This is a genomic window from Flavobacterium resistens (assembly GCF_900182645.1).
GTDB classification, from domain to species: domain Bacteria; phylum Bacteroidota; class Bacteroidia; order Flavobacteriales; family Flavobacteriaceae; genus Flavobacterium; species Flavobacterium resistens.
On sequence record NZ_FXTA01000002.1, the window covers coordinates 461021 to 473426 of the forward strand.

The window sequence follows — 12406 nt, forward strand, 5'->3', positions numbered from 1 at the left end:
AGAGCGCTAAACTCTGTCTAATTTAAGAATTTTAAAAAACAGATTTTACAAGTCTAGTTTCAATCCGAAATTGTAACGTGCCTGGTAATATTCAGCTTGTTTTGTGTGCGCTTCAACACCTTGGTAGTAACGTAATGGCTGATTTGTCAAGTTATTAGCTTCAGCAAAAAGACGAAGTTTTGGCGTGATTTTATAAGAAGCATTTGCATCTAAAAAGAATTGCTTGTCATAATAACTGTCTTTATAAGATTCTGAACCCAATTCATCTAAATAATCAGAAGTAAAGTTGGTCGAGATTCTTGCAGAAAAACGTTTGTTTTCCCAAGATAAAGATCCGTTGAACATGTGTGGCGTTGTTCCAGGAAGACTGATGTCGTTTCTTTCGTTTCCATCTTCATCAGAAATACCTTTAGCTTTTGATTTTGTGTAAGTATAGTTCAGGTAGATTCCAAAACCTTTAAGGAATTTCCCTGGAAGGAAATCTAGCTGACGCTGAAAAGCCACTTCAAATCCGTAAACGTCTACAGTATCACCATTTCTGGATTGTACAAAAGACCAGTTTTCGCCAGCCGGAATCGGGTTTGTCTGATTTGGAAAATCAGCAGCAAATTTTGCATCTGTATATTGATTATCACTATAATTATAAATGAAATCATGTAATTTTTTGTAGAAAACACCTCCAGAAATCAAACCAACAGATTTGAAATAATTCTCGGCCATAAAATCATAATTGTATGAGTAAGTAGCGTCAAGATCTGGATTTCCAGCAGTAATTTCTTTATCAGCAGCAATATTATTTACATATGGCGCCAATGCATAATAATTTGGACGTGCCAAAGCTGTCGTTGCAGCAGCTCTTAAAACTAAATCTTTTGTGGCATTATATTGAAATGAAATACTTGGCAATAAATTAGTATAGGAGTTTTTTGTATTGATTTGGCTTTCTAATTCTTCTTCATCCAATACGCGGTTTCCTGTATAATCAATGTGCGTATTCTCAACACGGAAACCTAAAACCATTGAAAGTTTATCGTTGAAATCCTGATCCCATCTTACATAGGCAGCAGTAATTCTTTCTTTTGCATTGTAATTAACCGCCAAGTATTCTGCTGGATCTGCTTCTTTGTCAAATAAAGTTGGATTGTTTAAATCTAAACCTCCTAAAAAGGCAGCCGAAGCAAAAGTTCCCGGTACATATTTACTTCCCGGATTAAAGTTTTTTCCGTCGTAATAACTGGTTGGAACTTCAGATAATAATTCCATTCCGTCGTTGATTGGCTCGTAAGAAAAGAATGAATTGTTTCTTTCTTTTTCTTTTAAACGAAGTCTAAGACCAGTTCTCAATCTTCCTTTTTCTCCTGCAATTACAGAGAATGGAAAACGGATATTTACTTTAGCACCAAATTCGCTTTCGCTGGTTTCATCTGTATTTTCGGTAACCGAATCAAATTTGAATTCGTCTACAGATTCGCCAACAGTTGTCATTAAAGGAAATCTTGGATCAGATAAATCTTCCATCATTTCCAAACCTTTCTGACGATATTCAATATAACGCTCTTGCGGACGATATTCTCGCGCTTTTGCATAATTGGCAGACCAATCCAAATCTAAAGTTGAATTGATTAAATGCTCTCCACGAAGCGAATAATTCTGCACGCGCTGATCTTCTAATCTTCTGTTTTTGTTTCTATTGTTGTCAACTCCACCTTTTGTCTGGCGTTTTACACGGCCTTCAAAACCGGTGATTTCTTCGCCGTTGTAAATTGGTTCGATATCATCATAAGTAGTTCTGAAACGATTTTCACGATCATCTCTCCAGTTATAAATTGCATTGGCAAAAATGGTATTGTTTTCGTCAAATTTATAATCTAAAGCTACAGAAGCGCTTCGGCGAATACGTTGAACATCATATTTTCTGATTTCTGAAGCTTGTAGATATTCGTTTCCAAAATCATCTTTTACCCATTCGTTTTCGATGTTATCAGAACCATAATCTACATTATTATAAGAACCGCTGAAAACAACTCCTAATTTGTCATTTGCAAATCGGTTACCATAAACTAAACCCGCAGTGTATGAAGCGTGCTCACGAATTGGCAAGTAACCTCCGGCAAGTGTTGCAGAAATTCTTTCGCCGTTTGGAGTTGCTCTTGTAATTAAGTTTACAGAACCTCCAATTGCATCTGCATCCATGTCAGAAGTTAATGTTTTGTTTACTTCGATAGTCGAAATCATATCAGACGGAATCAAGTCCATTTGCACGTTTCTGTTGTCTCCTTCAGCCGATGGAATTCGGTCTCCATTTAAAGTAACCGAGTTCAAAGACGGAGCAAGACCTCTAATAATAATGTTACGCGCTTCACCTTGGTCATTTTGCATCGTGATACCCGGAACACGTTTTAAAGCATCTCCAACATTGGCATCAGGAAAACGCCCCATTTGATCTGAAGAGATTACGTTTCCGATGTTTTTATTGTTTTTTTGCTGATTCAGCGCTTTTGCCTGACCTTTCAAAATGTCTCCAACCACAACTTCATTCAACTCAGTTCCTGAAGTTTTTAGTGCAAAATCAATTACGTTGTTTTTTCCTTGTTCTACCGTAATTTCTTTTGTTATAGAAGTGTATCCAATATATTTTACTTCAAGTTTATATGTTCCAGCATTTATGTTTAATAATTCGAAACGGCCGTTGTAATCTGAAACCGTGTATTTGTTTTCGCCTACGATTTGAATCATCGCTCCAGGCAAAGGAAGTTTGTCGTCAATATCTAATACTTTTCCGGAAATTATTGCTTTTTGAGCATAACCTGAAAAGGCCAATAGCATAAATGTTACTAATAAATAAATTTTTCTCATTGTGTTTTAGTTTGATTTCCTGCGAAACTAGAACCTTTATGTTATTTAAAAAGTTGAAAGAAATTAACATAATGTTATGATTCCTCTGACAAAAAACGAACTTATTAATGTTAAACTAACACTTATTTATTTAAAATAATTTAAAGTGCAAATGAAAACAAATCAACTATTTACCTCAGAATTAAATTTTTGGCGCTAAATTTGCCATATCAATCACAATCAAAAATCATCAATCATGTTAAAACAATTTTTTATCCTATGTTCAGGAGCCGACCGTGATCTCTTGAAAGACTGTTCAGAAGGCGAACAAACCAAATATGTTGGTATTGGAGCTACCGTTTTCTTTACAGCAGTTATGGCTTTTCTGGCCAGTGCTTATGCGCTTTTTACCGTTTTCGATTCTATTTATCCGGCTTTAATTTTTGGATTTGTTTGGAGTTTGCTGATTTTTAATTTAGACCGATTTATCGTTTCTACCATTAAAAAAAGAGACCGCTTTATGGATGAATTCCTGCAGGCAACTCCGCGAATTGCTTTGGCTATTATTATTGCGATTGTAATTTCGAAGCCTTTAGAAATTAAAATTTTCGAAAAAGAAATCAATACCGTTTTATTGAAAGAGAAAAATGAAATGGAATTGGCCAATAAAAAACAAATTGGAACCTATTTCAAAACCGATTTAGATAAGAATAAAGCAGAAATTGCCGCTTTAAAAGCTGATATTGTAAAGAAAGAAAAAGAGGTAAACGCTTTATATTCAACTTATATTACAGAAGCTGAAGGAACTGCAGGAACTAAAAAACTTGGAAAAGGCCCAGTTTATAAAGAAAAACGAGAAAAACACGATGCCTCTCTTAAAGAATACGAAACTTTAAAAACTACAAACGAAGCTAAAATTGCCGAGAAAGAAAAAATCGGAAAACAATTGCAAGCCGATTTAGACAAGAAAGTTTCGCAAACACAGCCAATTATTGAAGGTTTCGACGGATTAATGGCGCGTATAAATGCGTTGAACAAACTGCCTTGGCTTCCGTCATTTTTCATTATGCTGTTGTTTTTGGCAATCGAAACATCTCCAATTATTGCCAAATTATTGGCACCAAAAGGTGAATTCGATTTCAAACAAGAAGAAGCCGAAACCGCAATGAAAGCGACTTTAGCACAAAATAAATACCAACGCGATTTATTAGTAAAAACCAGCGCCGAAATGCATGATAAAGTTTACGCTGATATTGCAGAAGATAAAGGATTATTCGATTTACAGCGAAAAAATGCAAAAGAATTACTAGAACTTCAATCGAATAGTTTTGTAGAAAAACAGAAAGCGACTTTATAAGTCGAAAGTTGGAAAGTCAAAAGTCATAAAGTCGAATTACAGACTTAAAAAGATAAAGCCAGAAATAGAATTTCTATTTCTGGCTTTTATTATTTGGACAAAGTCAAAAACTTTAAGACTTTTGACTTTAAGACTTACATATAACTTAAAATCTCTTTTTTATAAGCATCATATTCTCCTTGCATAATTAAACCGTTGTCAAGAAGTTTTTTGTAATTCTGTAATTTATCGAAAAGTTCTTCTTTAGATAAATCGCCTAATTTGCGCTCTCCTGTTGGTTGAGTCGGAAGCGGTTCATACGTTTCTGTAACAGCTGGAGCAGCAGGTAAAATTTCAGCAAAGCTTGTTACTTCTTCTGTTTCTACTTCTTCAATTTCTTCCTCTTCTTCTTCAAAAACAGCTTCAGTTGTTTCTTGAACAGAAGTTGCACTCTGAACAGGATTTTTTAATAAATCTAATTGTTCTTTAGCGTAAGTATAAATTTTTCTAGCCTGAATTTTCGGAATGTAATCAATAGAAACTGCTAAATCAGTTTTTGTTCCAAATGAAAACTCAGAACCCAAAATGTTTTCTTTTACAAAAGTACTTGCAATATCATCCCAAGTATAATCTGTAAAATCCATAGAAAGACCTAAATTTTTAGGCTTACAGATGATGATACGCTTGTTTGTTAATACAATGCTATCAGGAAAAACAGTAAGAGCAGGCTTTTTTTGCACTGCGATGTATCCAACTTCTTCGCCTTTCATTAATAAGTCTGTAAGTTTCGAAGTGATTTTTTCAATCGCTTTTGGATCTTGTTCTTCGTTCAGAAATTTTTTAAATTGTTCTTTCATTGCTTTTAAGTTGCTAAGTTTCAAAGCTGCCAAACAGCTAAGTTTTTTTTCTAACGATGCAAATGTAATGCCTAATTTTCTAATTCGATAATTTCACTCTGAATTTTCTTTGTCAAACTTTTGAAAACCAATTCATACGAATGATCTATAAGTTCTTTGACAAATTTGTCCGGCAAATTTCCGTTTAAAGCCACGGTATTCCAATGCACTTTGCTCATATGAAATCCGGGTTTTATTTCGTCATATTCAGCTCTGAGTTCTTCTGCGCGGTCCGGATCACATTTTAAATTGACCGATGCTTCATTTTTTTCCCATTGTGAAAGAGAAGACAAAGCAAACATTTTTCCGCCAACTTTAAATACCAAAGTATCTTCATCAAAAGGAAAATGCTCGCTGACACCTTTTTTTGAAAGACAATATTCGTAATACGTTTCTAAATTCATAATTCGTTATTTACCAATTTCACCTAAATGTGTGTATTTAAAACCTTTTTCATATTTCAGGCCGTAACCAAAAATTCGATCCATTGCCGAATGTGAAAATAAAATAATTCCTGCTAACTGCAATAATTCATTTTTCAAATAAAAGCCTAAAACATATAAAAGAACGGCAATTCCTTTATGATGAAACAAATTATATGAAAATGCCCCGACTTTGTTTCCAAATGTGTAACCAATCATGGATAAATCAGGCGTTAAAATTAAGGCCAAAAACCACCACCATTCATAATTTAAATGGTTGAAAAGGAATATTCCAAGAATAAATAAAGCTGCTTCTTCTAGTTTTAAGACTGTTTTCATTTGACAATTTTTTCCATCATCTTTTCAGGATGATTCAGTTTTGTAAATCCGAATTTCTCGTATAAAAAGTGAGCATCGCTTGTCGCCAATCGCCAGATTTTTACTTCCTGAAGCTGTGGTTCATTCATCATCGCTTCAATTAGAATTGACGAATAACCCTTTCCGCGATGTTCTTCATCAATAAAAACATCCATTAAATAAGCAAAAACCACATAATCGGTGATTACGCGGGCGAAGCCAATTTGTTTGTCATCCAGATAAATTCCAAAACAAACTGAAGCATCAATTGTCGTCTGAACTTCTTCTAAAGTTCGCCCGGCAGCCCAATAAATATCTTTTAAAAAGTTCTGTATAAACGGAACATCAAGTTTGGTTTTATCTGTTGAGACGCTAATCATTTTAATTGTAGATTTTAGAGTTCAGATTTTAGAATTGTAGTAGAATAATCTGAAATCTACATTCTAAAATCTAAAATTTTATATAAAATAGGTTTGCTCGGACTTGCATCATTTTCAAACGAAGCGATCTGAAGGTTTAGTATATAATTTCCATCTTCAATTTCGTCTGGAACATAAATCATTTCGGTGATTGTTGCGTTCAATCTTGCATCAGAATTTAGATTTACAGTGTTTTTTACATTCCAAAACGCTTTATGTGCCAATAATTTACCTTCATCATGTTCTTTGTCAACACTTGGCAAATCGATTAATAAATGTTTAATTTCGCTTTCGCGGATGAAAATCGCAGCTTCTTCAGATAAATACGGCGGATTTGTATTTGAATATTTTCGTGACTTTTTTTCCTTTTGATTAGGAAGCGTTCGAATTATTAAAGCTTCTGTTTTATCATTTACTAAAGCTGAAACTTGTTCTTTCGTAATCACAAAATCATCTCCAATTTTTTCAGGTTCAATCGTAATCAATTTTGCAAAAAAGAAAAACTGTTTCAGTGATTGATTGATGCTGTAAAAATCGGTCGTAATATGTCCCAAACATTCTGTATGCGTTCCATGCCCATGCGGATTGAAGAAGATATTATTAAAGTTCGTAGATGATTTTCCTTCAGAAACTTTCCCAATCCAATCGCCAAAAACTACTGGTTCAATAACTGGTTTTTCGATGTACCAGGCAATTGGGTTTTCGTCTGTATTAGTTAATGGAATCGAGATATCAATAGGTTTTGATAAGTCGATTTCGAAGTTATTGATTTTTGCTTTCATACGTTATTTAACCGCAAGGTTCGCTAAGAATTACGCAAAGGGCGCTAGGATTTTATTAAAGATTGTTTACTATTCTTTTAACTCCATGTTTTAATAATGCGACATTAAAATTTATCAATAATCCTAGTTTGCAATTTGTCAGTTTTAAATAAGTCAATAGTTGTGCAAAATGAACTTCATTTAAACAATCGACTGCTTTTATTTCCAAAATTAGTTTATTTTCTACTAAAATATCTAATCGATAACCAACATCTAATTTCACTTCCTCATACAATTAGAGGCAAAGCTTTTTGTTTTTCAACAGATAAACCAAGTTTTCTTAACTCATAAAATAAACATTCTTCATAAGCACTTTCTAAAAGTCCAGGACCTAAAGTTTGATGAACTTTTAAAGCTAAATTAAATACAATTCGGGATAAATCATTCTCTGACATAAAATCAATATTAAAACTCAAATGTAATATTTGAAAATCTCAAAAGTATAATTTTATTCCTACAAAATAAAAATAGCGTTCTTTGCGTAATTCTTAGCGAACTTTGCGGTTAAACTTCAGAATCTAAATAAAATAAATCTGAAGCAATTCCATCCGTCAGAAATTTTCCTTTCGGAGTTGGTTTCAGAATATTATTTTCGATGGAAAGCAAATCATCGCTTAAGAATTTTTGAGCTTGTTTTTTCAGATAATCCAAATATTCCAAACCAAATTCCTTTTCAATTCTATTTAAAGAAACGCCCCAAATCGTTCGTAAACCTGTCATAATATATTCATTATAACGATCTGAAATAGTTAAAACTTCAGTTTCAATAGGAAGTTTATCGTTTTGAATTGATTTTATATAAAGCGAATTATTAGCAATATTCCAGCCTCGTTTTTCGCCGTCATAACTATGTGCCGAAGGTCCGATTCCGATGTATTTTTTGCCTAGCCAATATGCCGAATTGTTTTTGGAGAAATAGTTCTCTTTTCCAAAATTGGATAATTCATAATGAATAAAACCGTTTTTTTGAAGCATTTCAACCAAAATCATAAAATGGTTTGAAGCCACTTCATCTTGAGGTTCAGCAATTTTTCCGGTTTGAATTAATTTGCTTAAAGCTGTTTTCGGTTCAACTGTCAAAGCATAACTTGAAATATGTGGAATGCCGAAATCTAAAGCCGTTTGAATATTTTGTCGCCACATTTCATCGCTCATTCCCGGAATTCCATAAATCAAATCGAGTGAAATATTATCAAAATATTTAGTTGCTTCTTCCAGGCATTTTTTGGCTTCTGCCGAATTATGAGCGCGATTCATCATTTTCAAATCATCTTCATAAAAAGACTGAATTCCGATGCTTAATCGATTTATCGGACTTTTGGATAATTCAAAAATTCTTTCGGCAGATAAATCATCTGGGTTTGCTTCAAGCGTAATTTCTGGATTTTCAGCAACTTTATAATTTTTATAAACTTCCGAAATTAAAAAGTTGATTTCGTCATTTGATAGAACAGAAGGAGTTCCGCCACCAAAATAAATGGTTTCTACAATCTCATTTTCAAAATCATTTTTGCGTAAAGTGATTTCTTTGGCTAATGCCAAAACCATTTCGTCTTTCTTTTTCATTGAAGTCGAAAAATGAAAGTCGCAATAGTGACAAGCCTGTTTGCAAAAAGGAATATGAATGTAGATGCCGGACATAATAAAAAAAAGAGCAAGGTAAATCTTGCTCTTCAATTATCAATATTAATTAATGATAAATTATGTTTTTTTATTAGAATGCGGCACTTTCTTTAAAAGTACCATTCGAAATTACAATTTTTGCTTTGGTTGTGGGATGTGTAGCGGTTAAACTAAATGTTCCTGCAGCTAAAACAGTATTCAGAGTTGTAAAATTGACAGTTCCTGAAACATCATATGTAATGTTTTCGTGCGTTGCCACATCGTATTTTTGAAAAGAAATTTTGTAAGCGCTATTATTGCTGGTAAAATTATAAGTTCCTGTTTTTGCATTATAATCAGGAAAAGCAATACCAATTGTGTACTCACCGTCGTTCTCTGCATAAATTATTTTTGTTGTCTGGTTTTCAATAGTGCCATCAAATGATAAGCCATGCCAATCTTTTCCATCAATTTTAGCAAAAGTACCAAGTCCTTCAACTTGCGGAGTGATTTCTTCATAAGAAACTTTAAATGAACCGCTCACATTAACGAAATCTGATTCGTAATCGTAACCATCTTCATATACTTTTCCGGAAAATTTTACCTGAACTGTTTTATCTGTGGTATTCAGGTTCTCTAAAGTGAAGGTAAAAGTATTGGAAGTGAAATTTTCTGAAGCCTGCAACCAAGGGATATTATTGTTGTTTGTTACAGGATTTGTAAGAGCCTGATACAGATTCCCATAAGAATTAAATTTAAAATCAATTGCAATTCCTTCTTCTGACGTTCCCATTACTTCTATGAAATCACCTTGTTTTTGGGCTTGCCAGGTTTTAATGTTTTGGGCTTTACCGTCATAGGTAAATTTGAAAAAACTGTCTGATCGGCTTTCGTCGCTATTATCAGAAGAACATGAAGAAATAATTGCTGCAAATAAAATAAATGCAATAAATTTAATTTTTGTCATTTGTGGTTAAGATTAAGATTTGTTTTTAACAAATATAGCTATTTTCTTATCTTATCCTCATTTTGTTTCACAAATGCATCCCAGCCCGAATAACTTTTTCCAGCTACGACTTTTCCCGAATTAAAATGATGACACACCGCAGCCGCCAAACCATCTGTTGAATCGAGATTTTTAGGTAATTCTTTTAATCCTAAAAGCTGTTGCAGCATTTTAGCAACCTGTTCTTTGCTGGCATTTCCGTTTCCGGTAATTGCCATTTTTATTTTTTTCGGCTCGTATTCTGTAATCGGAATTCCTCTTGAAAGTCCTGCTGCCATTGCAACGCCCTGCGCACGTCCTAATTTCAGCATCGATTGAACGTTTTTGCCAAAGAAAGGTGCTTCAATTGCAATTTCGTCCGGACAATGCGTTTCGATTAATTCGATCGTTCTTTCAAAAATGATTTTTAGTTTTTGGTAATGATTATCGTATTTGGATAATTGCAATTCGTTTAACTGCAAAAAATCCATTTTTTTATTGGTGACTTTAATCAATCCAAAACCCATGATTGTAGTTCCGGGGTCAATACCTAATATGATGCGTTCTTTTGTCAAGAGATTTTTGTTTCAAGTTTAAGGTTTAGAAAATTGCCACATTTTCTAATTTTCTAATTGCCACATTTGATTACTTTTGCGGCATGATTTCAATTCCTCACAAAGCTAAGCAATTCCTTGTTCTTCTGGCCAAACTTTTGATTGTTGGCGGCGCATTTTATTTTATTTATAATCAACTGGCAAACAATGATAAATTGGATTGGCAGAAGTTTATTGTTTTGTTCCGAAAAAATCAATCGGTTTTAGGGATTTCGTTTATCTTGCTTTTGAGTGTTCTGAATCGTTATTTTGAGATTTTGAAATGGCAGAATCTTGCCAAAGTAATTCATGAAATCTCGGTTTACGAATCTACAAAACAGGTTTTAGCGGCCTTGACTGCCGGAATATTTACGCCAAATGGAGTAGGAGAGTACGCCGGAAAAGCGTTGTATTATCCAAAATCAGATGCTAAAAAAGTGGTTTTTCTGAACTTAATCTGCAACGGAATTCAGATGATTCTAACCATAATTTTCGGAATTTTCGGATTGCTGTATTTTAATGCACAATTCAACGTCATTACAAGCAAAACTGTTTTGATTCTTTTTGGCGGATTTGTACTAATTCTGATTGTTTTGTTTTCAATAAAAAAGATAAAAGTCAAAGGATATTCAATTGAAAAACTGATTCACAAAATCAATGAAATTCCGAAATCAATTCATCAAAAAAACATCTTTTTAGGAATCTGTCGTTATTTGGTTTTTTCACATCAGTATTACTTTTTGTTTTTAGGTTTTGATGTTGATTTATCTTATTTAACTTTAATGGCGGCTATAACTTCTGTTTATTTTTTGGCCTCTTCTTTACCAACTTTTCAGTTTTTGGATTTTGCTGTAAAAGGAAGTGTTGCCATTTATTTCTTCGGAATTTTAGGCGTAAACGAATGGATTGTCATTTTTATCAGCACTTTAATGTGGTTTTTAAATGTAGTTTTGCCAGTAGTTTTAGGAAGCTATTTTGTGCTGAATTTTAAAACCAAAACCGCAGAATGATATTTGTTTTATTCTCCATATTAGCAATTTATGTTTGTAGCATCAGTTTGCTTGTTTATGGTTTTTTCAGAATAAAAAAATATCAAAAAACAGATTTAAAGCCCAAAACAAGTTTTACGATTATAGTTCCGTTTCGGAATGAAAAAGAAAATCTTCCACTACTTTTAGAAAGTTTGTCAAACCTAAATTACCCAAAAGATTTATTTGAAGTGATTCTGGTAGACGATAATTCAGACGAGAAATTTCACATTTCACATTTGACATTTGACATTTCACAAATAGACAATATTCGTGTTTCAAATTCTCCAAAAAAAGATGCGATTTCGACCGCAATGCAGCACGTAAAAACCGATTGGGTAATTACTACAGATGCTGATTGTGTAGTTTCGGAAAACTGGCTTTTAACTTTTGATAATTATATTCAGGAAAACAAAGTTTCGATGCTTGCGGGCGCTGTAACATACAAAACCGAAAACTCTTTTTTAGATCATTTTCAGCAATTGGATTTCACGAGCCTGCAAGGTGCAACAATTGGAAGTTTTGGTTTAAATAAAGGGTTTATGTGCAATGGAGCCAATTTTGCTTACAGAAAAGAATTGTTTGAAAGTATAAATGGCTTTGAAGGAAATGAGAAAATTGCCAGCGGAGATGATGTTTTTTTACTTCAAAAAGCAATCGAAAAGTTCCACAAAGAAGTTCATTATTTAAAAGCGGAAGAAGTAATTGTTGTTACAAAACCAACGGAAAATTGGAAATCATTATTTCATCAAAGAGTACGCTGGGCGGCAAAGACAAGTTCGTATAAAAGTACTTTCGGGAAAATTTTAGGTTTGATCGTTTTCTTCGGAAATTTGAGTTTTGTAATTGGATTTTTCTTTCTCCTTTTCGGAATATGGTCGTATCCAATTTTTGTGTTTTTTGCCTTTTCTAAATTTATAATTGATTTTGTTTTGCTTTTTATAACCAATCAGTTTTTGACAAAAAACAGAATTAAAAGTCTTTTGCTGAGTAGTTTATTGTATCCGTTTTTCAGCTCAGCAGTAGCTTTGTACAGTTTGTTTGGTTCTTATACATGGAAAGATAGGAAGTTTAGTAAATAATAATGACAAGATTGAGACTAATGAAATAGA

General features: G+C 33.3%; 12 protein-coding genes and 1 pseudogene. 3 read left to right on the top strand and 10 right to left on the bottom strand.

The genetic code is table 11. The annotated features are described in order from the left end of the window. Positions 1–45 precede the first annotated feature (45 nt). Complete coding sequence (locus tag FN795_RS08100; protein ID WP_142450158.1) at positions 46–2856, bottom strand: TonB-dependent receptor; 2811 nt, start codon at positions 2854–2856, stop codon at positions 46–48. A 235-nt stretch (positions 2857–3091) separates the two neighbouring features. Here FN795_RS08100 and FN795_RS08105 point away from each other — a divergent pair, with 235 nt between their 5' ends. Further along, positions 3092–4192, top strand: coding sequence for a DUF4407 domain-containing protein (locus FN795_RS08105; RefSeq protein ID WP_142450159.1), 1101 nt, complete (start codon positions 3092–3094; stop codon positions 4190–4192). 134 nt (positions 4193–4326) lie between these two features. Here FN795_RS08105 and FN795_RS08110 read toward each other — a convergent pair whose 3' ends face one another. The 9 genes and pseudogenes from FN795_RS08110 to ruvC form a co-directional block, all read right to left on the bottom strand. Further along, positions 4327–5028 carry a PH domain-containing protein gene (locus tag FN795_RS08110; RefSeq protein ID WP_142450160.1) on the bottom strand — a complete coding sequence of 234 codons (702 nt, stop codon included), beginning with the start codon at positions 5026–5028 and terminating at the stop codon, positions 4327–4329. Positions 5029–5099: 71 nt separating this feature from the next. After that, the gene (locus tag FN795_RS08115; RefSeq protein ID WP_142450161.1) at positions 5100–5471 is read right to left on the bottom strand and encodes an MmcQ/YjbR family DNA-binding protein; all 372 of its coding nucleotides are present in this window, start codon (positions 5469–5471) and stop codon (positions 5100–5102) included. Between the two features lie 6 nt (positions 5472–5477). Further along, positions 5478–5828 (bottom strand): DUF4260 domain-containing protein, encoded by a 351-nt coding sequence (locus tag FN795_RS08120; RefSeq protein WP_142450162.1) that lies wholly within the window; start codon positions 5826–5828, stop codon positions 5478–5480. Further along, a complete protein-coding gene (locus FN795_RS08125; protein WP_142450163.1) occupies positions 5825–6226 on the bottom strand; it encodes a GNAT family N-acetyltransferase in 402 nt (133 codons plus the stop codon). The genes FN795_RS08120 and FN795_RS08125 overlap by 4 nt, the downstream gene beginning before the upstream one ends. A 56-nt stretch (positions 6227–6282) precedes the next feature. After that, positions 6283–7047 carry a cyclase family protein gene (locus FN795_RS08130; protein WP_142450164.1) on the bottom strand — a complete coding sequence of 255 codons (765 nt, stop codon included), beginning with the start codon at positions 7045–7047 and terminating at the stop codon, positions 6283–6285. A 55-nt stretch (positions 7048–7102) separates the two neighbouring features. Beyond that, positions 7103–7481: pseudogene (locus FN795_RS08135) on the bottom strand (GxxExxY protein). A gap of 109 nt (positions 7482–7590) precedes the next feature. Next, positions 7591–8727, bottom strand: coding sequence for a radical SAM family heme chaperone HemW (gene hemW, locus FN795_RS08140; protein WP_142450165.1), 1137 nt, complete (start codon positions 8725–8727; stop codon positions 7591–7593). A 73-nt stretch (positions 8728–8800) separates the two neighbouring features. Then, positions 8801–9655, bottom strand: a complete 855-nt coding sequence (locus tag FN795_RS08145; RefSeq protein ID WP_142450166.1) for a hypothetical protein — start codon at positions 9653–9655, stop codon at positions 8801–8803. A gap of 38 nt (positions 9656–9693) precedes the next feature. Further along, positions 9694–10248, bottom strand: coding sequence for a crossover junction endodeoxyribonuclease RuvC (gene ruvC, locus FN795_RS08150; RefSeq protein ID WP_142450167.1), 555 nt, complete (start codon positions 10246–10248; stop codon positions 9694–9696). Between the two features lie 83 nt (positions 10249–10331). On the opposite strand from ruvC, the gene FN795_RS08155 reads away from it, so the two are divergent. Both FN795_RS08155 and FN795_RS08160 read left to right on the top strand, forming a co-directional pair. Then, complete coding sequence (locus FN795_RS08155) at positions 10332–11276, top strand: lysylphosphatidylglycerol synthase domain-containing protein (protein ID WP_142450168.1); 945 nt, start codon at positions 10332–10334, stop codon at positions 11274–11276. Further along, positions 11273–12376, top strand: coding sequence for a glycosyltransferase family 2 protein (locus FN795_RS08160; RefSeq protein ID WP_142450169.1), 1104 nt, complete (start codon positions 11273–11275; stop codon positions 12374–12376). Before FN795_RS08155 ends, FN795_RS08160 begins: the two co-directional genes overlap by 4 nt. Positions 12377–12406: the final 30 nt, after the last annotated feature.